The sequence below is a fragment of the Allokutzneria albata genome (genome assembly GCF_900103775.1).
Classification (GTDB): Bacteria; Actinomycetota; Actinomycetes; order Mycobacteriales; family Pseudonocardiaceae; genus Allokutzneria; species Allokutzneria albata.
Map to the genome: position 1 here is coordinate 6,342,649 of NZ_LT629701.1, position 25,869 is coordinate 6,368,517.

General features: G+C 70.7%; 26 protein-coding genes. 19 read left to right on the forward strand and 7 right to left on the reverse strand.

What is annotated here, in order from left to right; genetic code table 11:
* The first annotated feature begins 122 nt into the window (after positions 1-122).
* From BLT28_RS28865 to BLT28_RS28890, 6 genes are all read left to right on the forward strand, one after another.
* Positions 123-473, forward strand: coding sequence for a DUF485 domain-containing protein (locus BLT28_RS28865; protein ID WP_030427980.1), 351 nt, complete (start codon positions 123-125; stop codon positions 471-473).
* Positions 470-2,107, forward strand: a complete 1,638-nt coding sequence (locus tag BLT28_RS28870; protein ID WP_030427981.1) for a solute symporter family protein — start codon at positions 470-472, stop codon at positions 2,105-2,107. Before BLT28_RS28865 ends, BLT28_RS28870 begins: the two co-directional genes overlap by 4 nt.
* Positions 2,108-2,224: 117 nt before the next feature.
* Entirely contained in the window at positions 2,225-2,752 is a 528-nt protein-coding gene (locus BLT28_RS28875; RefSeq protein ID WP_030427982.1) for a SigE family RNA polymerase sigma factor, read from the forward strand.
* Positions 2,753-2,765: 13 nt separating this feature from the next.
* Positions 2,766-3,632, forward strand: a complete 867-nt coding sequence (locus tag BLT28_RS28880; protein WP_156050618.1) for a hypothetical protein — start codon at positions 2,766-2,768, stop codon at positions 3,630-3,632.
* A 55-nt stretch (positions 3,633-3,687) separates the two neighbouring features.
* Positions 3,688-4,014: a rhodanese-like domain-containing protein gene (locus BLT28_RS28885; RefSeq protein ID WP_030427984.1), complete on the forward strand. Its 327-nt coding sequence runs from the start codon at positions 3,688-3,690 to the stop codon at positions 4,012-4,014.
* A 5-nt stretch (positions 4,015-4,019) separates the two neighbouring features.
* Positions 4,020-4,916 (forward strand): DUF4328 domain-containing protein, encoded by an 897-nt coding sequence (locus BLT28_RS28890; protein ID WP_030427985.1) that lies wholly within the window; start codon positions 4,020-4,022, stop codon positions 4,914-4,916.
* A 3-nt stretch (positions 4,917-4,919) separates the two neighbouring features.
* Here the strand turns inward: BLT28_RS28890 and BLT28_RS28895 are convergent, their stop codons facing one another.
* Positions 4,920-6,155 (reverse strand): cytochrome P450, encoded by a 1,236-nt coding sequence (locus BLT28_RS28895; RefSeq protein ID WP_052406987.1) that lies wholly within the window; start codon positions 6,153-6,155, stop codon positions 4,920-4,922.
* 137 nt (positions 6,156-6,292) lie between these two features.
* Between BLT28_RS28895 and BLT28_RS28900 the strand changes: the two genes are divergently transcribed.
* The 5 genes from BLT28_RS28900 to BLT28_RS28920 all read left to right on the forward strand — a co-directional run bounded on the left by BLT28_RS28900 (position 6,293) and on the right by BLT28_RS28920 (position 10,148).
* Positions 6,293-7,063, forward strand: a complete 771-nt coding sequence (locus tag BLT28_RS28900; protein WP_197683907.1) for a glycerophosphodiester phosphodiesterase — start codon at positions 6,293-6,295, stop codon at positions 7,061-7,063.
* 20 nt (positions 7,064-7,083) lie between these two features.
* Complete coding sequence (locus BLT28_RS28905; RefSeq protein WP_030427988.1) at positions 7,084-8,037, forward strand: DUF5926 family protein; 954 nt, start codon at positions 7,084-7,086, stop codon at positions 8,035-8,037.
* Between the two features lie 137 nt (positions 8,038-8,174).
* A complete protein-coding gene (locus BLT28_RS28910) occupies positions 8,175-8,870 on the forward strand; it encodes a hypothetical protein (protein ID WP_030427989.1) in 696 nt (231 codons plus the stop codon).
* An 82-nt stretch (positions 8,871-8,952) separates the two neighbouring features.
* Positions 8,953-9,447, forward strand: coding sequence for a SigE family RNA polymerase sigma factor (locus BLT28_RS28915; RefSeq protein ID WP_030427990.1), 495 nt, complete (start codon positions 8,953-8,955; stop codon positions 9,445-9,447).
* Complete coding sequence (locus BLT28_RS28920; protein ID WP_030427991.1) at positions 9,444-10,148, forward strand: hypothetical protein; 705 nt, start codon at positions 9,444-9,446, stop codon at positions 10,146-10,148. The genes BLT28_RS28915 and BLT28_RS28920 overlap by 4 nt, the downstream gene beginning before the upstream one ends.
* Positions 10,149-10,210: 62 nt before the next feature.
* Here BLT28_RS28920 and BLT28_RS28925 read toward each other — a convergent pair whose 3' ends face one another.
* On the reverse strand, positions 10,211-10,756 hold the full coding sequence (locus tag BLT28_RS28925) for a ferritin (RefSeq protein WP_030427992.1): 546 nt from the start codon (positions 10,754-10,756) through the stop codon (positions 10,211-10,213).
* A 268-nt stretch (positions 10,757-11,024) separates the two neighbouring features.
* Here BLT28_RS28925 and BLT28_RS28930 point away from each other — a divergent pair, with 268 nt between their 5' ends.
* A complete protein-coding gene (locus tag BLT28_RS28930; RefSeq protein WP_156050620.1) occupies positions 11,025-11,825 on the forward strand; it encodes a hypothetical protein in 801 nt (266 codons plus the stop codon).
* 218 nt (positions 11,826-12,043) lie between these two features.
* Positions 12,044-14,917, forward strand: a complete 2,874-nt coding sequence (locus BLT28_RS28935; RefSeq protein WP_156050622.1) for a beta strand repeat-containing protein — start codon at positions 12,044-12,046, stop codon at positions 14,915-14,917.
* Positions 14,918-15,070: 153 nt separating this feature from the next.
* Here BLT28_RS28935 and arcA read toward each other — a convergent pair whose 3' ends face one another.
* The gene (gene arcA, locus BLT28_RS28940; protein ID WP_030427995.1) at positions 15,071-16,291 is read right to left on the reverse strand and encodes an arginine deiminase; all 1,221 of its coding nucleotides are present in this window, start codon (positions 16,289-16,291) and stop codon (positions 15,071-15,073) included.
* A 121-nt stretch (positions 16,292-16,412) separates the two neighbouring features.
* On the opposite strand from arcA, the gene BLT28_RS28945 reads away from it, so the two are divergent.
* Complete coding sequence (locus BLT28_RS28945) at positions 16,413-17,246, forward strand: glutamate ABC transporter substrate-binding protein (protein WP_030427996.1); 834 nt, start codon at positions 16,413-16,415, stop codon at positions 17,244-17,246.
* Positions 17,247-17,396: 150 nt separating this feature from the next.
* Positions 17,397-18,365 (forward strand): SDR family NAD(P)-dependent oxidoreductase, encoded by a 969-nt coding sequence (locus BLT28_RS28950; protein WP_052406988.1) that lies wholly within the window; start codon positions 17,397-17,399, stop codon positions 18,363-18,365.
* A gap of 81 nt (positions 18,366-18,446) precedes the next feature.
* Here BLT28_RS28950 and BLT28_RS28955 read toward each other — a convergent pair whose 3' ends face one another.
* Genes BLT28_RS28955 through BLT28_RS28965 form a run of 3 tightly spaced genes read right to left on the reverse strand, consistent with a single transcriptional unit; the run spans position 18,447 to position 21,196 of the window.
* Entirely contained in the window at positions 18,447-19,259 is an 813-nt protein-coding gene (locus BLT28_RS28955; RefSeq protein WP_030427998.1) for a CPBP family intramembrane glutamic endopeptidase, read from the reverse strand.
* Between the two features lie 14 nt (positions 19,260-19,273).
* Positions 19,274-20,386 (reverse strand): right-handed parallel beta-helix repeat-containing protein, encoded by a 1,113-nt coding sequence (locus BLT28_RS28960; protein WP_030427999.1) that lies wholly within the window; start codon positions 20,384-20,386, stop codon positions 19,274-19,276.
* A gap of 51 nt (positions 20,387-20,437) precedes the next feature.
* Positions 20,438-21,196: a DUF2470 domain-containing protein gene (locus tag BLT28_RS28965; protein ID WP_052407040.1), complete on the reverse strand. Its 759-nt coding sequence runs from the start codon at positions 21,194-21,196 to the stop codon at positions 20,438-20,440.
* Between the two features lie 268 nt (positions 21,197-21,464).
* Between BLT28_RS28965 and BLT28_RS28970 the strand changes: the two genes are divergently transcribed.
* From BLT28_RS28970 to BLT28_RS28985, 4 genes are all read left to right on the forward strand, one after another.
* Positions 21,465-22,460: a hypothetical protein gene (locus tag BLT28_RS28970; protein ID WP_156050624.1), complete on the forward strand. Its 996-nt coding sequence runs from the start codon at positions 21,465-21,467 to the stop codon at positions 22,458-22,460.
* Between the two features lie 24 nt (positions 22,461-22,484).
* Positions 22,485-23,555: a hypothetical protein gene (locus BLT28_RS28975; RefSeq protein ID WP_030428002.1), complete on the forward strand. Its 1,071-nt coding sequence runs from the start codon at positions 22,485-22,487 to the stop codon at positions 23,553-23,555.
* 80 nt (positions 23,556-23,635) lie between these two features.
* Positions 23,636-24,058, forward strand: coding sequence for a hypothetical protein (locus BLT28_RS28980; RefSeq protein WP_030428003.1), 423 nt, complete (start codon positions 23,636-23,638; stop codon positions 24,056-24,058).
* Complete coding sequence (locus BLT28_RS28985; RefSeq protein WP_030428004.1) at positions 24,051-24,641, forward strand: DUF3558 domain-containing protein; 591 nt, start codon at positions 24,051-24,053, stop codon at positions 24,639-24,641. The genes BLT28_RS28980 and BLT28_RS28985 overlap by 8 nt, the downstream gene beginning before the upstream one ends.
* Positions 24,642-24,657: 16 nt before the next feature.
* Here the strand turns inward: BLT28_RS28985 and BLT28_RS28990 are convergent, their stop codons facing one another.
* Positions 24,658-25,845 (reverse strand): homogentisate 1,2-dioxygenase, encoded by a 1,188-nt coding sequence (locus BLT28_RS28990; RefSeq protein WP_030428005.1) that lies wholly within the window; start codon positions 25,843-25,845, stop codon positions 24,658-24,660.
* Positions 25,846-25,869: the final 24 nt, after the last annotated feature.

Sequence of the window (25,869 nt, forward strand, 5' to 3'; positions counted from 1 at the left end):
CACCGAAACGCGATGGATCGGTTCATCAATCCCAACGATTGGGCACGTCCCATTTAAAGGTGACGCAGCTCTCGGCTACCGTCCCCCGGAACATGAACATCCCACCCGATCCGGGAGGTTCCGTGAGTTCCACCGAGCGGCCTGTGAGCGGTGGTGCGCCTGACCAGGAGGTCTGGGCCACCATGCAGGCCAGCCCCGAGTTCGGCGACCTGCGTCGCCGGCTGCGGCGGTTCGTCTTCCCGATGACCGCGCTGTTCCTCGGCTGGTACCTGCTCTACGTGATCCTGGCGGACTACGCGCACGGCTTCATGAGCATCAAGGTGGTCGGCAACATCAACATCGGCTTGGTGCTCGGCCTGCTCCAGTTCGTCTCCACGTTCCTCATCACCACGCTGTACGTGCGGCACGCGAACAAGCACCTCGACCCGCTGGCCGAGGACCTCCGGCACAAGGTCGAGAAGGAGGGCGCGTGAACCTGGCCCAGACGGCGACGGTCGCCGGATCGCCCCTGCTGAACATCAGCATCTTCGCCGCGTTCGTGGTGATCACGCTGGTCGTGGTGTTCCGGGCGAGCAAGAACACCAAGTCCGCCGCCGACTACTACGCGGCGGGGCGCGCGTTCACCGGCCCGCAGAACGGCATCGCCATCGCCGGTGACTACCTCTCGGCGGCGTCGTTCCTCGGCATCGCGGGAGCCATCGCGATCAACGGCTACGACGGCTTCATGTACTCCATCGGCTTCCTGGTGGCGTGGCTGGTGGCGTTGCTGCTGGTCGCGGAGCTGCTGCGGAACACGGGCAAGTACACGATGGCCGACGTGCTCAGCTTCCGGATGCGCCAGCGCCCGGTGCGCACCGCCGCGGCGATCTCCACCCTCGCGGTGTCCTTCTTCTACCTGCTCGCGCAGATGGCGGGCGCGGGCGGCCTGATCGCGCTGCTGCTCGGCGTCACCGACAGCTGGGCGCAGGCGGGCGTGATCGCGATCGTGGGCGTTCTGATGATCGTCTACGTGCTGATCGGCGGTATGAAGGGCACCACGTGGGTGCAGATCATCAAGGCGGTCCTGCTGATCACCGGCGCGGCCGTGATGACGCTGTGGGTGCTCGCGCAGTACGGGGTGAACCTGTCCTCGCTGCTGGGCGCCGCGGTGGAGAACAGCCCGAAGGTGGGGGAGAAGCTGCTCAACCCGGGTCTGCAGTACGGCAAGACCGGGCTGACCCAGCTGGACTTCCTCTCGCTCGGCCTCGCGCTGGTGCTCGGCACCGCGGGCCTTCCGCACATCCTGATGCGCTTCTACACCGTGCCGACGGCCAAGGAGGCCCGCCGCTCGGTGGTCTGGGCGATCTGGCTGATCGGCATCTTCTACCTGTTCACCCTGGTCCTCGGTTACGGGGCGGCGGCCATCGTCGGCCCGGACGCGATCAAGAAGGCGCCCGGCGCGGCGAACTCGGCCGCCCCGCTGCTGGCCTACGAGCTCGGCGGCACGCTGCTGCTCGGCCTGATCGCCGCGGTCGCCTTCGCCACGATCCTGGCGGTCGTCGCGGGCCTGACGATCACGGCGGCGGCCTCCTTCGCGCACGACATCTACGCCAACGTGATCAAGAAGGGCGAGGTCGAGGACAAGCACGCGGAGGTCAGGGTCGCCCGCAGGACCGCGGTCGTCATCGGCGTCCTGTCCATCCTCGGCGGCATCCTGGCCAACGGGCAGAACATCGCCTTCCTGGTCGCGCTGGCCTTCGCCGTCGCGGCGTCGGCGAACTTGCCGACGATCCTGTACTCGCTGTTCTGGAAGCGGTTCAACACCACCGGCGCGCTGTGGAGCATCTACGGCGGCCTGACGATCACCGTGGTGCTGATCGTGTTCTCGCCGGTGGTCTCCGGCAAGCCGGTCGACCCGGCGACCGGCAAGAGCGCGTCGATGCTGCAGGGCGTGGACTTCCACTGGTTCCCGCTGGACAACCCGGGCCTGGTGTCGATCCCGCTGTCCTTCCTGCTCGGCTACCTCGGCACGGTGCTGAGCAAGGAGAAGGCGAACGAGGCCAAGTACGCGGAGATGGAGGTGCGCGCGCTGACCGGCGCGGGTGCCGAGAAGGCCGTCGACCACTGAGTCCCGCCGATCGGCAGCGGCCCCGTCAGCACTCGCTGACGGGGCCGCGTCGCGTCGAGCAACCTCCCGGGCGCCCGTCGCGTATTACTCCGTGACGGACGGCGGAGGAGGAGCGGGTTGACGCGGCGCGATGACGAGTTCGCCGAGTTCTTCTCGGCGAGGTTCGACTTCGCCAGACGCATCGCGTATGCGCTGTGCGGCAACTGGAGCGAGGCCGAGGAGCTGGCCCAGAACGCCTTCGTCAAGATCTACGCGCACTGGCGCCGGGTCCGGTCCGAGACAGCCGACGCCTACCTGCGAACCGTGCTGACCAGGACCTTCCTCGATACCAAGCGGAGGGGCCGGGCGCGGGAAGAGCCCACCGAGTCACCACCGGACCGTCCGGTGGTCCAGGACACCGGCGCGATCGAGGACCGGCCCGCGCTGCTCGCCGCGTTGCAGAAGGTGCCGCCACGCCAACGGGCGGTCATCGTGCTCCGATTCATCCAGGATCTGTCCGTTGAGCAGGTTGCGGACGTGCTCGGCTGTACGACGGGCACCGTCAAGAGTCAGACATCACGAGGGTTGCAAGCCCTTCGCCAGGCGTACGGTCCCGGCGGCGGAAACACACCTGCGTTGCATCCGGCGACGCGGGCGGGCTGCTGAGGAGGTGATCGACATGTGGGATGACGAACAGGACCTGCGTGCGGCGCTGCGGCGCGTCGTGGACGTGGACGCCCCACCCCAGGGCACGCGGGTGGAGGAGGTGATCCGCAGGGGACGCAGACGCGTGCTGATCACCAGGATCGGCACCGTCGCCAGCGCGATCGTCGCGGTGGTCGGCATCGGCGTCGGCGCGTCGGCGCTGAACAACCTCGGCCTCGGCGCGGACGGGGAGCGACTGCCCCCCGCGGGGCCCGCGATCTCCACACCGCCGGTGCCGCTGCCCGACGCGCCGCGTCCCGGCTGGGTGGCGCACGAGCCGACGTACGTGACCTCGGTACCCCGCCCGAACGGGCCCGGGGTGCGCGGCGCCCCCGTGTGCGCCCCGATCACCCTGCCGCCCGCGAGCGGACGCGAGGTGCTACCGGAGCAGAAGTACCTCCCGGTGCTGCTGAACGAGCTGGGCAAGCACTACCCGGGCGACTCGGTGCACGTGTTGGACGCGACCTGGGTGAACGTCAACCGGGGGCGCGCCGAGGTCGCGATCTACAGCAAGGACAGGCAGGTCCAGCGCACCTTCGCGCTGACGGCGGGGCGGTACGGCGGATCGCTGGAACAGGCCGCCGAGTACTACGCGTCGGTCGACTCCGGCGGCTGCGCGCAGAAGATGCACTGGCTGAACCTGCCCGACGGCGCCGTCCTCCAGGCCACCCCCGATGGCATCCGCGCGTTCACCCGGTCCGGCAGGTGGTACCAGATCACCGGCTACGAGATGGCGCTGCCGCCCCGCACCACCACGAAGGAGGGGTACAAGGCCCAGACCACGGCGCCGTCGGAGAACGTGATCGTCGACCTGCTCACCAAGCTGGCCGCGCTCGGCTAGCCCGGCTCACTGCGGCGATACGCGGCGGCATGGCAGCATCTCGGGTGTGAACCCCATGCAGGTGCCCACCGTTGACGTCACCGACCTCGGCGCGGACGTGAAGCTGCTCGACGTCCGCGAACAGGACGAGTGGAACGCGGGCCACGCCCCCGGCGCGCTGCACATCCCGCTCGGCGAGCTGGCCGAGCGCCTGGCCGAGCTGCCGGAGGACGGCGAGCTGCACGTCGTGTGCCGCATGGGTGGCCGCTCCGCGCGGGCCGTCGCCTTCCTCAACCAGAACGGCTGGGACGCGATCAACGTGGCAGGCGGGATGCAGAGCTGGCAGGCGGCGGGCAAGCCGCTCGTCGCGGCCGACGCCGGTGCCGAACCCGAGGTGATCTGAGCACCATGCGGCCGGGCCGTCCGATGGCGGTGGACTGGGTGGCCAGTCCACCCGTTCCCGTGCGCCCGTACCGGGAGCCGCGCAGGCAGCCCCGCTACACCGGGCCGCCGTCCTACCCCGCGCCGCCGCGGTGGGGTCTGCCCGCGTTGCCGTGGCGCTGGCAGGTGACCGTTCCCGGGACCGTGCCGCGGGTCAGCCCCGCGGAGCGGATGCGGGTGCTCGCCGGAACCGCGACCACGCTGCTCTGGGTGACCGCCCTGGCGTGCGGCCTCGCCGCCGTCGCCGAGCTGTGGCGCTACGTGATGCTGCTGATCAGCCGCTCCGCCGTGCTGTCCTACGGCTGGCTCAAGGCCTCCGACGCCTTGGTGATCACCGCGGGCGTGCTCGCCCCGGTCACCGCGCTCGTCGCGGGTACCGCCACCGTGCTGTGGCTGTTGCGCGCGCGGCAGGCGGCGGCGGAGGCGACCGACCGGGCCCCGGCGCGGCCGGACTGGCAGGTGCTGCTCGGCCTGCTCCCCGGGCCCAACCTGAGCGTTCCCGGCTCCACGCTGACCGAGCTCGAACACGCCGCGCTCGGCGAGCCCGCCGACCGCAGGCCGTCCCCGTCGAGGCTGCTGAGGATCTGGTGGGTCACCTGGGCGGCCGGTCTGCTGCTGGCCGCGGTCACGCTGCTGTGGGGCCTGCGCTCGGGCGTCCAGGCCCAGGCTGACGGTGTGGTGCTGCGCATCCTCACCGACTCCGTCGCGGTGGCCGTCGCCGTGCTCAGCGTGAAGGTGGTCGCGAGCATCACCGCGCTGCTCTCACCGCTGGACAACGCCGCCGCGCACCGCATGCTCGTGGTCCGCGTCGAGGGCGCGCCCACCCCGCAACGCCGCCCCCGCGCGACGACCCACCGCCGCTGAACCTCAGCCGGTGGTGACCGGCAGGGCGCGGAGGCCGCGGATGACGAACTCGGCGCGGCGCAGCGGTTCACCCGCCAGCTCCAGGTCCGGCAACCGCGTGGTCAGCGCCTCCAGCGCGGCGACGATCTCGATCCGGGCCAGCGGGGCGCCGAGGCAGTAGTGGATGCCCATGCCGAAGCCCAGGTGCGGGTTGGGCGAGCGGCCGATGTCGAGGCGGTCCGGGTCGGCGAAGACCAGCGGGTCCCTGGCCGCTGCGCCCAGCAGCGCGGCGATCTTCTCGCCCGGCCGCAGCACGTGCCCGGCGATCTCGACCTCCTCGGTCGCGGTCCGCTCGAACAGCTGCAGCGGCGAGTCGAAGCGGATCAGCTCCTCGGCCGCGGTGTCGAGCAGCCGGGGATCGGCGACCAGTCGCTCCCACTGGTCGCGGTGGCGCATGAGCGCGAGCACCCCGTTGCCGACCACGTTCACCGTCGCCTCGTGCCCCGCCATCAGCAGCAGCACCGCGGTGGCGACGAGCTCGTCCTCGGTCAGCCGGGCACCGTCGGAGTCGGTCACCGCGACGAGGTCGCTGACCAGGTCGTCCCCGGGGCGACGGCGGCGCAGGGCGATCAGCTCGCGCAGGTAGGCGACGAACTCGGCCGCGGCGCGCTCGGCGAGATCGCGCTGGTCGTCGGGCAGGCCGTACTCGTACATCTTCACGATCGCGTTCGACCAGGGCTGGAGCAGCCCGCGGTCGGAGTCGGGCACCCCGAGCAGTTCGGCGATCACCTGGATCGGCAGCGGCGCCGCCACGTGCGCGAGCAGGTCCCCGGCGCCGTCGGAGTCGATGCTGCCCACCAGGTCCGCGACCAGGTCGTCGGCCAGCCGCCGCACCCAAGGCCGGAGCCGTTCCACGTGCCCGCGGCCGAACGCGGCGGAGATCAGCTTGCGCAGCCTGCCGTGCGTCGGCGGCTCGTTCTCCAGCAACGAGTTCCGGTGCAGCAGGTTGAACGCGGTGAACCGGTCGGCGGGCAGCGCGTCCGCCCAGATCCGGCCGAGGGAACGGTGCCGCAGCACCGCGGAGCAGGCCGCGTGCGAGACCGCGACCGTCATGCCGAGACCGCCGTGCCAGTGCAGCTCACCACGAGCGCGCAGGTCCGCGAACGCCGCATACGGGTTGAGGATGAACCGCTCGTCCCTCGGGTCGAAGGGCGGTTCATCCGATCCGGTCGACCAGTCGCGGGAGTAAGCCTGGCTCATGATTACTGACGGTAAGACGTCAAGGTTGCGATAGTCCAACGGTGCGGTACCTATGGGTGAGCGCCCTCACCCTGGCCGCACTTTCCCGTGCTGCCGACCGCCTCGCGGACGCTCGGAGCACTGGCACCATCGAAGACGTGTACCCCGAAGTCGTGGCCCACCGAGGAGCGTCGGCCCACCGCGCCGAGCACACCCGCGCCGCCTACGAACTTGCCATCGCCGACGGTGCCGACGGGCTGGAGTGCGATGTCCGGCTGACCAGGGACGGGCACCTGGTCTGCGTGCACGACCGCCTGCTGGACCGCACCTCGAACGGCACCGGCCCGGTCAGCGCGCGCACCCTCGCCGACCTGGCGGAGCTGGACTTCGCAGGCTGGTCCGGTGCGGAGCCGGAGATCGGCGTGCTCAGCCTGGACGCGCTGCTGGCCCTGGTCGTCGACCACGACCGGCCGGTGCGCCTGTTCGTCGAGACGAAGCACCCCATCCGCTACGGCGGGCAGGTCGAGCGCGAGCTGGTCCGGCTGCTGGCCCGTTACGGCAAGGCGAGCCCGGTCAGCCTCGAGGCCGCCGAGGTGGTGGTGATGTCGTTCTCCTCGGCGGCGATGCGCCGGGTGAAGCGCCTGGCGCCCGCGGTGCCGACGGTGCTGCTGACCGCGGGCCCGCCGAGGAAGCTGCCGCCCTGGGCGGACATCCTCGGCCCCGGTATCCGGAAACTGCGCGCCGATCCGGGCTTCGTCGAGCGCGCCGCGGCGCGGGGCCGCCCCACCTACTGCTGGACGGTGAACGAGCCCGAGGACGTGCTGCTGTGCGCCGAGCTGGGAGTGCGGTACCTGGCAACGGATTCGCCCTCGGCGACCCGGTCGCTCCTGGCCCGGCCCGGGTCGACTACGGTCGCGAAACCGAAGTGAGTCGAGGTCGAGGAGGACCGGTGGCCAAGCGCGCAGCGGCCAAGCGCAAGGGTCGCGGAAGCGACGCCGTCGAGGGCGCGGTCAACGCCCGTCAGCCGTGCCCCTGTGGCTCCGGCAAGCGTTACAAGGCGTGTCACGGCTCGTCCTACGGGCCGGCCGACGTCATCGTCACCCGGCCGTTCGACGGCCTCGCCGCCGAGTGCGAGCTGATCGCGCTGCGCGAGTTCGTCCCGTCCGCGACCGCGCCGCTGACGCTGAAGGAGCAGGGCGAGCGCACAGTCACGCTGGCCACCGTGCTGCCGATGGCGGCGGCTGCGCTGGTCCGCAGCGACGGCGAGGCGTTCGTCGGCATGCAGGTGCAGACCCGGTCTGGCGACATCAGCGCCGACCTGGGCCGCTCCATCCGCTGGGCGCTGACCGCGGAGCCGGGCGACGTGCTCACCGTGGCCGGTGACGCGCGCGAGGAGGCGCGGCTGCAGGACGTGCTGGCCGCCGACGCGGGCCTGGACGTCACCGTGCACTCCGACTTCGCCTGGTGGATCCCGGGCGATGACGAGCCGACCGGCGAGGTCGCGCTGTCCCTCCAGCGGGCCAACGAGGCGATCATGCCGACCGAGCGGGTCACCGGCGTGACCGCCGCCTACTGGGTGGACGCGGGCGACAAGGCGCACATCCGCTGGGTGCGGCCGGAGCCGGAGGAGAAGCTGCTCGCGGCGATGGCCCGGCTCTCCGCCAAGGGCGAGCTGGACCTGGGCGAGAACACCCGCTACGCGGGCTGCTTCCGCGCGCACGGGCTGCTCGTCCCGGTGTGGGACATCGACCGGGAGATGCACGCCAAGGAGTGGGAGCAGCCCGTGGTCGAGCTGGGCAAGCGGCTGGACGCCGCGCTGGCCACGATCGACGGCGAGCCGCTCACCGAGGCCGAGCGCCGCTCCCGGGACGGGCTCCGGGGCAGGCAGGTCACCCTGCGCTGACCGCGGGACGACGGTTGCCGGGCGCACTCCACGAGTGCGCCCGGCATCTTTTTGGCATCTGGAGGCAACCTTCGCGGATCTCACCGCGTGTTCTCCCTGACAGCACACACGGCGGGATGGATGGAGGGTGGTGAGCGATGAGCCTCGACCAGGAACTGCGCCGACTGTTCGACGACGAGCGCCTTGGCCTGCCGGTCCGCCCCGATGCGGAGCAGACCGTGCTGCGGGGGGTGAGCCGACGGCGCGCCCGCAGGCGGACCCTCGCCGTCGGGGGCGCGGCCGTTGCGGTGGTCGCGGCGCTGAGCGGCGGGATCGCGCTGAGCGGTTTCGGCAGGACGGCGTCGGCGCCGCCCGCGACCGAGCAACCGGACCGGTCCGGCGCGCCGGAGACTGTGGATCCCGTGGCGGACGACACCACGTTCGGCCCGCACGGCCTCGGCAGGCTGAAACTCGGCATGAGCGAGGCGGAGGCAGTGGCCACCGGCCTGATCAAGGCCAACTCCAAGCCGGACTCAGAAGGCGGCTGCCGCGGCTACAACTACGCGGGCGAGAACATCCGGTACGGCTACTACTCCCTGTTGTTCTCCGCCAAGCACGGCCTGGTCCGGCTGGAGGCGACGCCGGGGGCGAAGACGCCGGAGGGCATCGGGATCGGCTCGAGGCTGGGCGAGCTGAACCGGGTCTACACGGGCAACAAGGTCAAGCACGGCGCCGTGGGGGAGCGCGTGACCGACGTTCCCGGCAACCCGAAGGCCAACTACTGGGTGATCGTTCGCAACGACGTCCTCACCGAAGTTCGGTTGGAGCTGAAGGAACAGGACTGCTACCGCTGACTTCTCGGACTCGTGGCAACCGCACGGGGGTGTCGCGCGTGTAGTCGCTGTCAGCGGGGTGGAGCTTCATGGGGACGGGACGATGGAAGAGGACTTCGGCGAGTTCGTGCGGGCGGCGCTACCCGGTCTCTTGCGGTACGGGCACGCGCTGACCGGCAACCCGCACGACGCCGCCGACCTCGTGCAGACGGTGCTGGAGAAGGTGGGCTCGCGCTGGACGTCGCTGCTGCGCAGGGGGGCCGAGCCGATCGCGTACGTGCGCAGGTCGATGGCGAACGCGCACGTCAGCCGGTGGCGGAGAACGCGGAGGGAGAACCTGGTCGCGGAGCTGCCGGACGTCTCGATCCACCACGACCACGACCGGCTGGAGGACGAGCCGCTCTGGCAGGCTCTGCGGGCGCTGCCGCCGAAGCAGCGCGCGGTGATCGTGCTCAGGTACTACGACGGCCTTTCCGAAGCCGAGATCGCCGAATCGCTCGGGGTCACCAAGGGGACGGTGAAGAGCCAGACGAGCAAGGCGATGGCGTCGCTGCGACTGCGACTGGGCAACCTCGTCGGGGACGGGGGCGATCGGTGAACCTCGACGACGAGCTGCGCCGGATGTTCCAGGACGAGCGGATCAGCCTGACACCGTCGCCCGTCGCGGGGCGGGCCATCGTCGCGGGAGCACGCAGGCGTCGCCGCAACCGTCGAGGTCTCGCCGTCGGGGGCGGTGCCATCGTCGCGGTGCTCGCCGTCGTCGGGGGCGTGGCCGCGTCGAGCGTCGGGCTCGCCGCGAAGACACCTCTTGCCCAGTCCGGCACGCCGTCGGTGACGACACCCGCGAAGCAGCCGTTGCCGACCGTGTTGGGTCCCAACGGGTTGGGCGCGCTGAGGTTGGGCATGACACGCCAACAGGCACACGAGACGGGCATGGTGTCGCAGGACGTACTGGACCAGCAGCAGGCCGCTGAGCACCGGTGCACGAGGCACGAACTGCTGGACTCCTCGGGCACCAGCTTCGGAACGGTGGTGGTCTCGCGCAAGGCCGGGCTCGCCGAGGTCCTGCCGCGCAACGCGCCGCGCACTCCGGAGGGGCTGCGCGCCGGGATGACGGTCGAGCAGGCGGGCAACGTCTACCCGGAGCTGCGGAAGGTCGCGCTGAGCTCCGGTTCCGGCAGCGCGCAGACGCCAGTGCCCGGCAACAGCAGGGCCGTGTTCACCGTGGACTTCAACCATTCCAAGGTCACGGCGATCAGCCTGCGCTTCAACGACAACGACGAGAGCTGTTCGGGCTGAGCCGAACGCATGACACCCGGCCAGTCCACAGTGGACGGACCGGGCGTCGCGGGTGCTCCGGGCTAGACGGCGCCGCCCGCCGCCGGGGGAGCGGTGGGGTCCTCGCCCTCGGCGCCGACCTTCTCCCGCACGAGGAAGTCCTCGATGTGGAAGAGGTTGCCACCGGCGCGGTCGACGATGGTGAGCAGCGTGGACATGGAGGAGACCTCCTCGACCTGTTCCTTGAGGAACCACTGCATGAACTGCTCGCCGAGGTAGTCGCCCTCGTCGCGGGCGGCCCGCGCCAGCGCTGTGATCTCCTCGGTGACCTTGCGCTCCTGGTTCAGCGCCAGCTCGACCGGTTCCCGCACGGTGGTGAAGTCGTTGCGGACCTCGTCGACGCCCGGGATCGCCACGGGCAGGCCGTTGTCCAGCAGGAACTGGACGATCATCATCGCGTGGTTGCGCTCCTCGAGCGCCTGTCGGTAGAAGTGCGCGGCCATCCTGGGCAGGTCCTGCGCGTCCAGCCAGACCGCGACGGCGATGTACTGCTGCGAGGCGGTGAACTCGTTGCGTACTTGCGCCCGCAGCAACTCGTGGAACTTCGTGGTGGTGGTGTTCGGGGCCATGTCGTCAGACGCTACCCCGCGATCCGGCTATCCACCGCCGCTGAGCTGGTTCGATAGTGATAACCGGAGGGGTTTCATATTACCGTCGGTAACCCGGGCTTGTGCTCACTCCCCGTATAGGGAAGGGTCCGGGTTAACTCGAAGAGGCGACCTTGACTCTCCGAGGTTTACCTAGATCCATTTCTGTGGCATCTTCTCTCCTGTCGGACGGAAGTTCCTTGGAGAACTTGGTTCGGCCACCACAATCTTCTTTCGAAGGGTGAAATCCTTGTTCAGGAACCAGACGCGTCGAGTGGGCGAAGGCGGCCGTGTCCGCCGTGCGCTCACCCGCACCGCGCTGGTCCTGGGCGGGATCACGGCGGGCTGGCTGCTCACCGCGGGCACCGCGAGTGCCCAGGCCGAGCCGATCGCCGCCGCCTTCGAGCCGGTGATGCGGATCGTCACCACCGTGGAGGACGTCGCCACCCCCGTGGTCGAGCACGTCACCACTCCGGTCGTCGAGGCGGGCAAGGCCGTCGAGGGCACCGTGCACGGGGTCGTGCGCCAGGTCCTCGGCGTCGTCACCGGCCACGCGCCGGAGCAGCCCCGGCAGAGCGCGCCCCTGGTCTCCGGCCTCGCCGGACTGGTCGGGCTCGGCGCGCCGACGGCGGAGGGCTCCGCCCGTTCCTTCCCTGCCGCATCAGGGGACTCCCTGGTCGGCGACGGTTCCACCGGCGAGAACACGCAGGTGGACACCCCTCAGGCTCCGGCGCCCGCGCTGTTCAGGCGCGCGCCGGTCGACGTGCAGCAGCCCGCTGCGACGTCCCCCGCGGCCAACGCCGCGCAGTCCGGACCGCGTCCTGCCGACCCGGTCCGGCTCCCCGGTTCGCCCTCGCCGAAGCTCGCGATCATCGCGCCTTCGAGCACCAACGCCTCCTCCGAGGACGCATGGGCGGACCAGCTGCCGAGCCACGCGGTGGGCTTCGACGCCCCCGGTGTGCGTGTGGTGAGCGAGCTGTCCATCAGCGCCGATGCGCTGGCGCGGATGGCCGGCGACAGCCACCGGCAGCCCGGCACCACTCCTGACTGAAACCCCGCACGGCGAGCCGTCTGACGCTGTCTGCCAACAGCGCACCAGACCGCTCGCCGTGTCGCGTTGAAGAACCACTCTCAGGTCCAGGCGACCACATTCCGCACTGCCATGCGATGGCGCCTGTTTTCTTCCCGCAAGGGACTACGAAAGGAACAATAATGAACACCTGGGCGAAGCGTGGAATCCGCGCCGCGATTGTTACCGGTGGGATGTTCATGCTAGGTGCCGGTGTTGCTCAGGCCCACGAGGCCGACAACCCCGATCGCCCCATCAACACGGTCGACGGCACGATCACCGTCAAGGTGAACATCGACGGCAACCAGATCGGCGCCCCGCTCGGTCTGACCAAGGTCGACCTGCCCTCGATCAAGCGCGACATCTCCATCAACCCGACCGCCGTGGTCGAGGGCCTGGTCGGCAAGGAGGGCGCCAAGCTCCTCCGCGGCAACACCGTGCAGCCCGAGGTCGTCGTCCCGGTGAACGTGACCGGTAACGCGGTCGCCGTCCTGGGCGGCAAGGCCGAGGCCCAGAGCAGCTCGGTCACCTCCGCCAGCAGCGGCGGCGGCGTCGAGACCGACGGCTCCGAGCACCCGGTCGCGGGCAACGTCGTCGCCCCGCAGATCGCCCTGCCGGTCGACATCTCCGGCAACGCGATCGCCGCGGTCGCCGGCCGCGCCGAGACCCACAGCTCCTCCGAGGTCAACGCCGCCACCGGTGGCCCGATCTCCACCTCGGGCGAGGAGTCCCCGCTCGCGGGCAACGTCGTGTCGCCGCAGGCGGCCATCCCCGTGCAGGTGACCGGCAACGCGCTGGCCGCGGTGCTGTCCGGCGCGGAGAGCAACTCCGAGTCGAAGGTCGGCGCCACCTCCGGCGGCGACATCACCACCACCGGTGAGGACGGCGCGGGCGCGGGCAACATCGTCGCCCCCACCGCGGCGCTGCCCATCGAGGTCAACGGCAACGCGCTGGGCGCGGTGCTGAGCCTGCCCGACTCGAACTCCACCACCGAGCTGTGCGCCGAGGCCGGTGGCGACCGCACCACCACCGGTGAGGACGCCATCCTCGCGGGCAACCTGGTCGCCCCGTTCGTCGCCGGCCCGGTCGTGGCCTCCGGCAACGGCGGTGGCGTGCTGGTCAACGCGGACGCCGACAACGCGTCCTCGACCGACGTCTCGGCCACCGGCACCACCCGCACCAGCGGTGAGGAGGGCGTCCTCGCCGGCACCCTCGTCTCCCCGGCGGGCGCGCTGCCCGTCGAGCTCGCGGGCAACGCGATCGGCGCAGTGTCCAACGTGGACGCCGCCGACGAGCAGGTCATCTCCTCCACCGCCGGTGGCGACCGCTTCTCCAAGGGCGACAACGGTGTCGTGGCCGGCACCGTGGCCGCTCCGAACGTGACCGGCCCGGCCGGCGCCTTCGGTAACGTGGCCGGCGTGCTGCTCAACGGCGACGCCCAGCAGAACAACACCGTCGACGTGCAGGCGGGTGGCTACACCGGCAGCACCGGCACCGAGGCCATCGGCAGCGGCAACGTGCTGCAGCCGTCGGTCGCCTCGCTGCCCCAGGTCTTCGGTGGCGCCGGTGGCGTGCTCTCCAACGTCGAGACCCACGTGACCAACGACCGCACCAGCAACAGCGGTGGCGGCACCAACGCCCACGACGACGCCGGTGTGGTCTCGGCCAACGCGATCGCCCCGACCGTGGCCGGTCCGTTCGACGTCTTCGCGATCTCCGGTGGCCTGGTCTCGCACACCGACTCGACGGTCGAGAACGCCAGCGACGTGAAGGCCGGTGGCGAGGTCAAGGCGTACGGCAAGGACGGCCTGCTGGCCGGCAACGTCGTGCACCCGGCGATCGCCCGTCCGACCCAGGTCTTCGGCGTCGCGGGCGGCATCGGCACCCACGCCGACGCCCTGGCCTCCAACGAGGTCGTCTCCACCTCCGGCGGCGACACCATCACCACCGGTGACGAAGGCGCGCTGACCGGCAACACCGTCGTGCCCTCGCTGTCCGGCGCGACCCAGCTGTTCGGCATCGCGGGCGGTGTTGCCAGCAACGCGGGCACCACGGCCAGCAACCTGACCGACACCAAGGCCGGTGGCGACCACACCACCGACGGCACCGACGGCGCCATCGCGGGCAACATCGTCGACCCGTCGCTGGCCCCGCCGGTCCAGCTGTTCGGCAACGCCGCGGGTGTCGCGTCCAAGCTGGACGCCGAGGCCGCGAACGCGATCACCTCGATGTCCGGTGGCACCAACAGCACCGACGGCAGCAACGCGGCCGTCTCCGGCAACGTGGCGTGGGTGCCGCTGGCCGGTGCGGTGCAGGTGTTCGGCAACGCCCTCGGCGCCGCCACCAACAACTCCGCCGCCGCCACCAACGACGTGGTCTCCGAGACCGGCTCCGCCACCGCCACCGACGGCACCGGCGGCGCGCTCGCGGGCAACGTGGTGAACCCGGCGCTGGGCCCCGTGGTCCAGGGCTTCGGCAACGCCGTCGCGGCGGCCGCGGTCAACGACGGCCTCGGCTCGAACGTCACCGCGGTCAACGCCGGTGGCGAGAGCACCTCGGCCGGTGACAACGGCGCGGTGGCCGGCAACATCGTCCACCTGCCGCTCGGCCCGGTCGGCCAGGTCTTCGGCAACGCGGTCGGTGCCCCCGCGGGCAACGCCACCGGTGTCGCGGACAGCACGCTGGAGTCGGTCGTCGGCGGTGCCACCACCACCAGCGGCCACGGTCTGTCCGGTGTCGACGCGGTCGTTCCGGTCGGCGCGGGCGTCCAGGTCTTCGACATCCCGGTGCGGGTGCTGGGCCAGGCGCTGGCCGCCGGTGACCACGCCACCTCCGTGATCGTCGGCGAGGAGCCCGCCCAGGCCCTGGTCCCGGTCACCGACCCGAAGCTGCTGGCCGCCACCGAGCTGCCCACGCTGCCCTTCGGTGCCCAGCCGCGTGCCGCCACCACCGCCCTCCCGCTGCCGGCGGACCTGGTGCAGCTGCCCAAGCTGCCCGCGCTGCCCAAGCTGCCGGAGGTCGGGGGCGCCCCGGCGCTCGGCATGATCGACATGCTGCGCATGTTCAAGGGCTGAGGCTGAACGACTGAAACGGGACGCCCGCCCCACTGTGGGTGCAACCAGGGGCGGGCGCTCCCAGACCGGTTTTCCTCCTCAGACAGGCACTTGCACACCGGGCGGGCCCGGAACGTCACCGACGTTCCGGGCCCGCTTCGTGTCGTGCCGCGGCTACTTCAGGGGTTCACGCAGCATCGGGCAGGACATGCAGCGCGGCCCGCCGCGCCCGGAACCCAGCTCGGAGCCGGAGATCCGCAGCACCTCGATGCCCGCGTGCTCGAGGCGTTCGTTGGTCTCGACGTTGCGCTCGTAGGCGACCACCACACCGGGCGCGACGGCCAGTGTGTTGTTGCCGTCGTCCCACTGCTCGCGCTCGGCGGTGACCGGGTCCAGGCCGGTGTCGATCACCCGCAGCCGCGAGATGCCCATCGCCTCGGCCGCCGCTTCCAGGAACGGCTCCGGGCCGGTCACCTGGACCCCGTCCGAGCCGTCCGGGCGGATCGAGTACGCCGACAACGTGTCCCGCACCGCCGGGTACATCACCACCGCGTCCCGGTCGACCATCGTGCAGACCGTGTCCAGGTGCATGGTCGCCCGCTCCTGCGCGATCGGCACCGCCAACACCGTGTGCACCAGGCCGTCGGCGAACACCGACCGCGCGAAGGACTCCGCGCCCGCGGGCGTCGTGCGCTCGCCGACCCCGATCGCCAGCACGCCGGGGGACAGCAGCAGCACGTCGCCGCCCTCGAGGGGAGCAGAGTGCGCGCCGTACGCGCGGCCGCTGTGGCTGAACCTCGGGTGGTAGGCGTAGATCAGGTCGGTCAGCGCCGTCTCCCGCCGCCGCGCGGGCAGCGCCAGCGAGGTGATCGCCACCCGGTCACCGACCCACACCGACGAGTCCCGGGTGAACAACAGGTTCGGCAGCGGGTCGACGGCGAAGTCGTTCGGGTGGTGCATCCGCCGCACCAGGGAGGCGCCCTCGGCGGAGGGCAGTTCCTCGAAGGTCATCCCGGACATCAGCACCGAGGCCAGGGTGCGCGCGTCGACCCCGGACAGGTGCGAGCGCAGCGCGTCGGCCAGGTCGAGGCCGAGGCGCCGCTCGTCGACGGCGGAGTGCACGCCCGCGGCGCGGGCCCGGCCGTCGGCGAGTGCCTCACCGAGCAGGTCGGCCAGCAGCAGCACCTCCACGCCCCGGCTCGCGAGGGTCTCGGCGAAGGCGTCGTGCTCGGCCTGGGCCCGGTCCACCCACGGGATGCCGTCGAAGAGCAGCTGGTCGTTGTTGCGCGGGGTGAGGCGCTTGAGCTCGTCACCCGGCCGGTGCAGCAGGACGGTCCGCAGCGGACCGACCTCGCTGTCGACGCCGAGCGCCGTCGCGCTGGAAGGAGCTGTCACGTGGCGGAGACTAACCAACGCCCGGCGCAGCGGTCGCGAAGTGCAACATTCATCCGTTCGGGTAGCCTCCGTTCGGCGTGGGCAGGGCCGCTCGCGCAACCTTGCGGAGGGGTCTGCACAGATGCGTCAGTTCCGTGCGCTGTCGGTCGCGGTGACGATGTTGGCGGTCGCGGGGTGCGGCATGTTCGGCTCCTCCGGCCCGGCCGAGGAACCACCACCGCCCAACGGCCCCAAGCTGACCGTCGGCATCAAGTTCGACCAGCCCGGCGTCGGGCTGCGCACGCCCTCCGGCACCTTCGAGGGCCTGGACGTCGAGGTCGCCCGCTACGTCGCCCGCGAGCTGGGCGTGCACCCCGGCAACATCACCTTCGTCGAGGCCCGCTCCGGGGACCGCGAGGCCATGCTGGAGCAGGGAAAGGTCGACCTGATCGCGGCCAGCTACTCCATCACCGACGCCCGCAAGCAGAAGGTCGACTTCGCCGGACCGTACTTCGTCGCGGGGCAGTCGCTGCTGGTCCGCAAGACCAACGGCGACATCACCGGGCCGGAGTCGCTGGACTACAGCGACTGGAAGCTGTGCTCGGTGACCGGCTCCACCCCGGCGCAGAAGGTCAAGGACACCTACGCGCGCAGCGTCACCCTCCAGGAGTTCTCCTCCTACAGCGAGTGCGTCACCGCGCTGGAGCGGGGCGACATCGATGCGCTGACCACCGACGACGTGATCCTCGCCGGGTACGCCGCGCAGCAGCCGGACAAGTTCAAGCTGGTCGGCAAGCCCTTCTCCACCGAACGCTACGGAGTGGGCGTCCGCAAGGGCGACGAGCGCCTGCAGAAGATCACCGCGGCATTGCGAAAGATGATCTCCGACGGCAGCTGGAATCGGATCGTCTCGGACAGCGTCGGCAAATCCGGGTACAAGATTCCTGAACCGCCTCAGGTCGCCGAGAACCCCTGACGGCGGCCCGGCGGCATTTCCGCCTGCGCCTTTGACGACCCACGCCAGATGTACTCCTGGTCAGCCCAGGGTTTGACTACTCTCCGACCAGAGCGTGAAAGTAACCCACTGACGGGTGAACATGGGGCTTTCGCCGCTACTCTTCGACACATGGGCGTTCTGGATCGCAACGTCGTGGTCGTGACCGGAGCCGGTCGCGGCCTCGGCAGGGCGATCGCGCTCGAATGCGCCCGGGAAGGCGCCGCCGTCGTGGTCGCGGACGCCTCCCGCGAGTCCGCGACCTCGGTCGCCGAGCAGATCTCCGGCGAGGGCGGCCGGTCGGCCCCGGTCTACGGCGACGTCTCCGACACCCGGGTCGCCGAGCGCCTGGTCCGGGTGGCCACCGAGCGCTTCGGCGGGCTCGACGCGCTGGTCAACAACGCCGACGACCTGCGGACCGGCAGCGGTCCGCGCGCCGCGGACACCGAGTGGGACGAGGTGGTCCGCGGTTACGTCAACGGCGGCTGCGAGCCGTCGCGGGCGGTGTGCCGGTACTGGAAGGACTCCCGCAGGCCGGGCCGGATGGCGCACACCACCTCGGCGCTGGGCTTCGGCGGGCGGGACGGCTACCTGGGCTACGGCGCCGCCAAGCTCGCGCTCAGTTCGCTCTCGGCCATCGTGTCGATGGAAATGGCGCCGTTCGGCGTCGCCAGTAATGTGATCGCCCCAGTGCGCAGAACCCGAAATTTTGCCGCGTTGACCCGTTCCGGTGATGGGTCCGACGGCGTCGGCGCTGCTGGACGTGACTTCGAACTTTTTACCCTCGACAACTGCGCCGCACTGGTGGCATTCTTGGTGTCGGAAGCTTCCGCTTACATCAGCGGAAAAGTGTTCGGCGTCCAGGAAAGCAATGTCGAGATCTACCAGTCCTGTGTCGCGGCCGCGGAAATCACCGCGGGCTCCCTGCGGTGGAGCGCGGACGAACTCGTCCGGCGAATTGATGAACTGTTCTTTGCGACAGGTATTCAGCCAGGGCCTGAATATCGGCCGGAAAGAATGCGTTACTACGACGTATGGGGACTTCCCTCGCCAAGTGGTCTGGCTCCGCCCAGTCAGATCACTCAAAGCCGATCGGGCTAGCTGCCTGCCCCTTCGGCTTCCGGCGGGCGGAGCGGTTACTCCTTGCCCCCCACCCAAGAGACCGCTCCGCCCGCCGTATACCTACGGCAGCCAGGGCACGACTCCCTTGAGCAGCGCGTAGCCGACGAACGCGACGGTGTCGATCAGCGCGTGCGCCACGACGAGCGCCCACAGCCGCTGCGAGCGCTGCCAGAACCGGCCGTAGACCAGGCCCATCACGACGTTGCCGACGAAGCCACCGAAGCCTTGGTAGAGGTGGTAGGAGCCGCGCAGCACCGAGGACAGCAGCAGCGAGCGGTTCTCGCCCCAGCCGAGCTGGCGGAGCCGGGTGATCAGGTAGCCGACGACCAGCACCTCCTCGGCCCACGAGTTCGCGATCGCCGACAGGACGAGCACCGGGGCCCGCCACCACACGTCATCCAGCGCGCTCGGCATGACCGTGAGGTTCAGCCCGATCGCCCGCACCACCAGGTAGAACACCAGTCCGGGCACGCCGATCAGCGCGGCGAGGCCGACCCCGGACGCGAGGTCGCGGCCGCGGCGCGTCCGGTCGAGGCCGATGCTGCTCAGCCGGACACCGGCGCGGTAGAGCAGGTACACCCCGAGCGCGCCCCACGCCAGCAGCTGCACCACCCCGAGCAGCTGGTAGAGCAGGTCGATCAGGCCCAACTGGGAGCGCGAGACGTTGAGCGCGACCGACTGCTGGCTCAGCGGCACCGGCTGCAGCAGGGAGTTCAGCAGCGACAGCAGGCTGCGCGCGCCGGAGAGCCCGAAGGTGATCGAGAAGACCAGCAGGACCTCGATGCCGACGGCCCGCCGCCGCGCCGGATCGGTGATCGTCTCGATGCCGTCCGGCCGGGCCGGTGCCAGCCAGGAGCGCAGGCGGTTGGTCACCAGCGCACGCTACTTCAGCTCGTGTTGGACCCCGTCCGCAGCCGCACGTCGCCTGCGGGGATCGAGCATGGCGCACCGCCGGCATTGGTCAGGCCGGCCGGGGTCAGCAGCCACGCGGGCAGTGCGGCATCGCCGGTGTGGCTGCGGCCGAGCTTGTTCCGGAACAGGCGGTTGTGGAACGAGGCGCACTGCCTGTCGATCTTGTTCTTGCGTGCGCAATCAAGGTCGCAGAATTCATCCGCGTAGTGCGCGGTGCGGCCGGTCCGGTCGAAGGTGTTGTGCTCGAATACGTTGTAGCTGCTCGCGTTCCGGACCTTGATCGGATCTCCGCTGATCCACTCGAACCTGTTCCGGACGATCACGTTCGACGAGCTGAAATGCGTGACATAGGTGCCGTGGACGTATCCGGCGTGCGGATCGGTGTTCTCCACGCGGTCGAAGGTGTTGTTCTCGATCCGGTTACCGGAGGAGTTGGTCAGCACCACCGCGCCGTAGCCGAACGGGGCCCCTGGCGCGTGCTTGTCGCCGAGGTTGCGCAGCATCATCCCGAACAGCAGGTTCCCGTTCAGCCCCTGGCTGCCGCGCACCCGCAGCGGCGGGTCGTGGCTCTCGTCGCTGACGTCCCGCTCGGAGTCGCCGAAGATCGAGATCGCGCCCGCCGAGTACTCCTCGACCTGCAGGTAGTAGAAGCGCAGGCCGCTGTCGCCGCCGTTGTGGAGCGGGTCGGTGCGATCCTTCGGCAGCCGCGCCTGGAACCAGAAGCCGCCGGGGTGTCCCGCGACGTTGCGGAACACCGGCCTGCCGCCCGGCGGCAACCCCGTGCCCTGCTCGTAGTCGGCGGGCATGAACGAGATCGTGTGCCCGGGGATGTAGAAGCGCCAGTCCTGCATCCCGGCCGACCGGTAGACGCCCTGCTCGATCCGCACCTCGACGTCGGACTTCGGCCGGTGCCTGCGCAGCACCTCCTGCACGCGGGCGAGCGAGCCCACGGGTGTGCGCGCGGTGAGGCCGTCGTTGTGCGCGGGGGCTCCCGGCGCCATGTGCACGGTGAACAGGGGCGCCGCGCTCGCCGGTGCCATCGAGGCGAGCGGCAGGGCGAGCGCGAGGGCGGCGGCCGGCAGACGCATGCGGTCAGCGTCTTAGAAAATTCTTGACCTAACAAGCGGCTATCGGGGCAATCAGTGACCGTTCAGCCGGTTCAGGAACGGGCAGCCGGCCAGGCGGCGCAGTTCGGCGGCCAGCTGGCGGGTGTCGCCGACCGGCCGGGAGAAGGCCAGCCGGACGTCGTGGTCCCCGGTGATCGACTCCACCCGCAGCCGCAGCCCGTAGCGGTCCAGCCCGAGCGGGCGCACGTGCCCGGTGCGCAGCTCGTCCGGGATGTGCCGGGCCAGCTGCCCGACCACGTCCCCGTGCGCCGACTCCAGGTGCCGCAGCCATCCCGTCTCCATCAGGCAGAACGGGTCAGGGCGCGCGTCGGTGAACTCGCCGGGCTCCACCGACGCGGTCCCCTCCGCGTCGGCGAGCACCAGCGACGCGGGCACCAGGCGCAGCATCACCGCACCGTGTCCCACGTCGAGCAGCCGGTGGTCCGGCTGCTTCTCCGCGACGGCAAGCGCCTCCGCCCGCGACTCCTTCGGGTCGAGCGCCTGCAGCCAGCCGGTGAGCCACAGCAGGCCCCGGACCGGTTCCCGCAACCGGACCGGAGCCGAGTCCGTGATCTCCAGCATCGCGGTGAGTTCGCCCCTCGGCGCCTGCCACGCCAGCCCGACCAGCTCGTGGTGCGCGGGCAGCAGCAGTGCCGTGGTGCCGTCGGCGTGCACGTGGTGCAGCAACGGTTGGACGTGCAACGAGATCGGTCCGGCCGTGCCCATGCTCGATCCCGCAAGCGGACCTTCGGCGGCGGGCATCAGCACCGCGGGTCCACCCCGCGTCGCCATGGTCCTGGCCCGTTCCGCCGCGCTCGGCGTTGGCGCCTTCGTGGTCTCGACGTTCACCGCTCACCTCCGACTTAGGTGAGCCTAACCTGTGTTCGGGATAGGGGGAAGGGGCCCGTTCAGGGGTGCTGATTCAGGGGGTCCCAACCGGGCCTCCAGCGGCCACCATGAGAGCGTGCACCCCAGCCAGGCTGCAGCGCAGTCCGTTCCGGTCCCCCCAACCGACCGCCCGGCGGCTGAGACCCCGCACCTGCGGATGGCGATCCGGTTGATGAAACGGCAGCTGGTGAACTGGTGGCTGCTCCTGGCCGTGCTCGTCGGCGGGGCGACCGCGGCCAGCGTCGCCGACGTCTCCGGCTACGTGCAGGCCGTGGTGTGGATCTCGGTCAGCCTGTTCGTCGCGATGGCCATCGACCTGCTGCTGATGCTGGACGGCTGGACCCGGGCGACCGACCGGCTGCTGCCCTCGAGCACCTGGCGCCCCGCGACGGCGGAGCTGGAGCAGGCGGGCCGCAACACGCTGATGATGACGGTGACCGAGAAGAACGGGGAGACCTTCCGGCTGCGCACCCTCGGCATGCCCGCCCTCATCCGCGAGGTGCTGGCCCGCACCAGGAACGTGTGGGTGGTCGGCCCGGACAAGAACGGCTGGGCGGTGCTGGTGACGCCCGGCCTGCACTCACCGCTGGGCGGGAAACTGGAGAAGGGCAAGGCGCGCCCGGCGAACCCGGTGCTGCCCGAGGCCCCGATCACCGGCCCGGACGCCCCCGCCGCCGACGACTTCGTGGTCGCGGGCCAGGCGAAGCTCAAGGCCGGTGCGACCGCGCGCGGCCAAGCCGCCGCGGGAGCCGTGATCCTGCTCGGCGTGCTCGCCCTCGCCGTCGGCTGGCTGCTCGGCGCTCCGCTGATCGGCGCCGCCCTCTTGGTGCTGTGCGTGGTCGGCGCGGTGCCGTTGTTCCTCGCCGCCCGCCCGCTGGCCGTGTGGAAGCCACTGCCCGAGCTGCTCGCCGCGGGCACGTGGACCAGGCTGCCCGCGACCATCGACGAGACCTGGCGGCCGAACGCCCGCGGGTACGCCGATGGCAGTGCCGAGGTGCGCCTGCCGTCCGGGCAGACGGTCGCGGTGAAGCTGCCTCTGGTCAGCTGCGACGTCGTCGAGTACACGCGGGCCACCGGCACGATGTGGTTCGCGGGGATGCCGAAGCCGGGATCGGACAGCGCCATCGGCGTTCCCGGCTATCCGCTGGCCGACCTGGCCCGATTGTGAGCTGAAGGGGTTACCTTTCCTCCCGTGACCCCACCTCCACCGACGACCGGGCCCGCGTTCGGGCTGCGCTACCTCGACCTGGCGCTGCGCGCGGCGCGGCGGCAGCTCTGGAGCATCGGGCTGAGCGCCGTGGCGATGTGGTTGCTCGGCGCGCTCGCGATCGCCTTCGACGCCAGGAGACTGGCGACGGTCGCGATCGTCGTTCTCGCGGTGCTGATCACCGTCCTCGCGATCGTCCTGTACGTGCTGATCGGCGGTTGGCTGCGGGCGGCGGCGCGGATGTTCGCCGCGGAGTCCTGGCGGCCGGTCGCCGTGCGCGGCGTCCGGGGCCGGTTCCTGGAGGTGGAGTCGCCGGAGGGCGTGATCCACATCCGGTTCGTGGCAGGCGCGGAGCCGTTCCTGCAAGCCGTTGGCCGCGCCGAGGAGGTGTGGCTGGTCGGGCCGGACAAGCACGGCTGGGTCGCGGTGCACCTGGCTGGCATGCGCGCTCCGCTGCCCGGACGGGCCGTCCAGCAGCGACCCGATCTGCCGCGCACGGCGATTTCCGCCTACGACCCCGAAGCGCCGGCATCGGCCGACGCCGTCACCTCGACGGTCGCGCGCCTGCTGATCCGGCACTCCCGCCAGCTCTACACGCCCGCGAAGATTGCGCTCTCGGTCGGGCTCGGCGTGCTGCTCTCCACCGTGTGGACCGGCGAGGTCGTGCTCGTCGCGATCAGCGCCGTCGCCGTGCTCGTCGCCGTCGTGTTGTTCGTGCGCGCGCGGAAACGGCTGGGCGGCTGGACGAAACTCAGGCAGCTGCTGGACGCGGGGCCGTGGCAGCGCGTGCCCGCCGAACTCGACGAGCCGTGGGAGCCGGGCAGGCGGGGCTACGCCGACGCGACCGCGACGCTGACGTTCCCGGACGGGGAACGGGTGCCCGTGCGCCTGCCGCTGATGGGCATCGACGTCGCCGAGTACATGCGCAACACGGGCACGGTGTGGATCGCGGGCGAGCCCGGGACGACCTTCGCCGTCGGCGTCCCGGGCAGCGCGATCCTCGCCGTCGCGGATCAGCTCCAGTCGGGGCCGCGACGCGCCCAGGTCCAGGCGTAGCGCGCCGGCAAACCGGGCGAATCCCCAAGCCACTGTCGAGCTACCCTTTGCCGCCCCAGCAAGCTTGTTACCGTCGGTTCATGGCCGATAACGGGGGGATTTACCGGGGACCGACGGGCAACAACGACCCACGGTGGCAAGCCGGGTGGACCGCCATCCCCACCCGTGAGGAAGCGACCAGACCGGGCACGCTGCGCATCGACCGGGACAAGATCCCGGAGGCGATCGCCCTGTTCCGCAACATCAAGGAGCGCATGGATGACTTGGCCGAGGAAGCGCTAACTGCGCTGAAGGTGGAGCCGATGGCCGAGGACCGAGTGAGCTTCTGGGTCGCGGCGGAACTCACCGCCAAGGGACTGACCGAGCCCGAGTGCGCCTATAACGCCATCAAGGCATTCCGTGATCAACTCCAGGGCATGATCGACCGACTTGAGAACACTCAGCGCCTGATGACCAGCATCGAGGACACCAACCGCCGAGGACTAAGGGGGCAGCATGGCTAGTCGAGCTGCACGTCACCGACTCGTCGGACTCGGCGTCACCCTGCTCGCGCTGCCCCTCGCCGGGTGCGTCAACGTGGTCGGTGCCGACACCCCCACCACCGTGTCGACCACCCCCTCGATCCAACGACCGCGCGTCCTCGACATGACCAACGTCGACCCGTGCACACTGCTCATCCCTGAACAGCAACGCACCTTCGGCATCGACCGGCCACCCCGCCCCGACGACAGCGTGGTTCTCCAGGCGAAGTCCTGCCGGTTCCCGAACGAAGAGCTCTCCACGAGCGTGAGCTTCGTGCCGATTCCGCACACCGGCATCGACCGGTTCGCCGCGGGCAAGGTCAACGCCGAGGTCCGCGACCTCGTCATCGGCGGCTTCCCGGCCAAGGAGAACTTGATCCGAACCAAGACCGATCCGCCACCGGCCTGCGACGTCGTCGTCGACGTCGCTCCTGGGCAGACACTCCAGGCCCGCTACTCCAAGAACGGAAGTATCAAGCCACCTTTCCTGACCTCCGACGTGCTATGCCAGCGGGCTGCGCAGGCGGCCGAGGCGGCCATCGCCACGCTCATGAGCAGGAACTGACAGATCAGAGGGTCGATCAGCTCCAGTCGGGGCCGCGACGCGCCCAGGTCCAGGCGTAGCGCGGGTCCTCGCTGGCCTGCGCCGCCTCGCCGAGGTTGAGCGGGCGGAAGGTGTCGACCATGACCGCGGTCTCGTCGAAGCGCTCCGCGCCCAGCGACGCCTCCGCGGCTCCCGGCTGCGGTCCGTGCGCGCAGCCGGAGGGGTGCAGCGACAGCGACCCCAGGCCGATGCCGGAGCCCTTGCGCGCCTCGTAGTTGCCGCCGACGTAGAACATCAGCTCGTCGGAGTCGACGTTGGCGTGGTTGTACGGCACCGGCACCGCGAGCGGGTGGTAGTCGACCTTGCGCGGGCAGAACGAGCACACCACGAAGTTCGGGCCCTCGAAGGTCTGGTGCACGGGCGGCGGCTGGTGCACGCGGCCGGTGATCGGCTCGAAGTCGGCGATGTTGAACGCCCACGGGTAGAGGCAGCCGTCCCAGCCCACCACGTCGAAGGGGTGGTTGGCGTAGGTGAACCGCGTCAGGCCCGCGCGGTGCCGCACGAGCACCGGCACGTCCTCGCCGTCGACCAGCAGCGGCTCGGTCGGCATGCGGAGATCGCGCTCGCAGTACGGGGAGTGCTCGAGGAACTGGCCCTTGGCGGACAGGTAGCGCTTGGGCGGGCCGATGTGCCCGGTCGCCTCCAGCACGAGCAGCCGCAGCTCCTGGTCGCCCTCGGGCACGATCCGGTAGGTGCACGACGTGGGGATCACCACGTAGTCGCCGACGCCGACCTTCAGCACCCCGTAGATCGTCTCCAGGGTGCCCCCGCCGGTCTGCACGTACAGCAGCTCGTCGCCGAAAGCGTTGCGGTAGAGCGGACTCGGCTCGTTCGCGGCGACGAAGCAGATCGACACGTCGGCGTTGCCGAACAGCAGCCGTCGCCCGGTCACCGCGTCGACGCGGTCGGGCTCGGCCCACTTCAGCTCCTGGGTGCGGAAGTGCCGCGGCTTCAGCGGGAGGTTCGCCACGGTGCCGCCCCTGGTGTCCTCCACCTGTTCGGCGTTCACGATCGCCGTCGGCAGGAACCGGTGGTAGAGCAGCGCGGAGTCGGAGGAGAAACCCTCGACTCCCATCAGCTCCTCGGCGTAGAGGCCGCCGTCCGGTTTGCGGAACTGGGTGTGGCGCTTTCGGGGGAGTTCCCCGACCGTGCGGTAGTACGGCATCGCCTTTCCGGCCCCTTCCTCGGG

Coding starts and splice junctions, on each gene's coding strand:
- BLT28_RS28970 (WP_156050624.1), top strand. CDS start 21,465: ATGAAACGGCAGCTGGTGAACTGGTGGCTGCTCCTGGCCGTGCTCGTC.
- BLT28_RS28935 (WP_156050622.1), top strand. CDS start 12,044: ATGCTAGGTGCCGGTGTTGCTCAGGCCCACGAGGCCGACAACCCCGAT.
- BLT28_RS28950 (WP_052406988.1), top strand. CDS start 17,397: ATGGGCGTTCTGGATCGCAACGTCGTGGTCGTGACCGGAGCCGGTCGC.
- BLT28_RS28980 (WP_030428003.1), top strand. CDS start 23,636: ATGGCCGATAACGGGGGGATTTACCGGGGACCGACGGGCAACAACGAC.
- BLT28_RS28880 (WP_156050618.1), top strand. CDS start 2,766: ATGTGGGATGACGAACAGGACCTGCGTGCGGCGCTGCGGCGCGTCGTG.
- BLT28_RS28890 (WP_030427985.1), top strand. CDS start 4,020: ATGCGGCCGGGCCGTCCGATGGCGGTGGACTGGGTGGCCAGTCCACCC.
- BLT28_RS28885 (WP_030427984.1), top strand. CDS start 3,688: ATGCAGGTGCCCACCGTTGACGTCACCGACCTCGGCGCGGACGTGAAG.
- BLT28_RS28925 (WP_030427992.1), bottom strand. CDS start 10,756: ATGGCCCCGAACACCACCACCACGAAGTTCCACGAGTTGCTGCGGGCG.
- BLT28_RS28915 (WP_030427990.1), top strand. CDS start 8,953: ATGGAAGAGGACTTCGGCGAGTTCGTGCGGGCGGCGCTACCCGGTCTC.
- BLT28_RS28945 (WP_030427996.1), top strand. CDS start 16,413: ATGCGTCAGTTCCGTGCGCTGTCGGTCGCGGTGACGATGTTGGCGGTC.
- BLT28_RS28985 (WP_030428004.1), top strand. CDS start 24,051: ATGGCTAGTCGAGCTGCACGTCACCGACTCGTCGGACTCGGCGTCACC.
- BLT28_RS28965 (WP_052407040.1), bottom strand. CDS start 21,196: ATGGCGACGCGGGGTGGACCCGCGGTGCTGATGCCCGCCGCCGAAGGT.
- BLT28_RS28960 (WP_030427999.1), bottom strand. CDS start 20,386: ATGCGTCTGCCGGCCGCCGCCCTCGCGCTCGCCCTGCCGCTCGCCTCG.
- BLT28_RS28990 (WP_030428005.1), bottom strand. CDS start 25,845: ATGCCGTACTACCGCACGGTCGGGGAACTCCCCCGAAAGCGCCACACC.
- BLT28_RS28895 (WP_052406987.1), bottom strand. CDS start 6,155: ATGAGCCAGGCTTACTCCCGCGACTGGTCGACCGGATCGGATGAACCG.
- BLT28_RS28910 (WP_030427989.1), top strand. CDS start 8,175: ATGAGCCTCGACCAGGAACTGCGCCGACTGTTCGACGACGAGCGCCTT.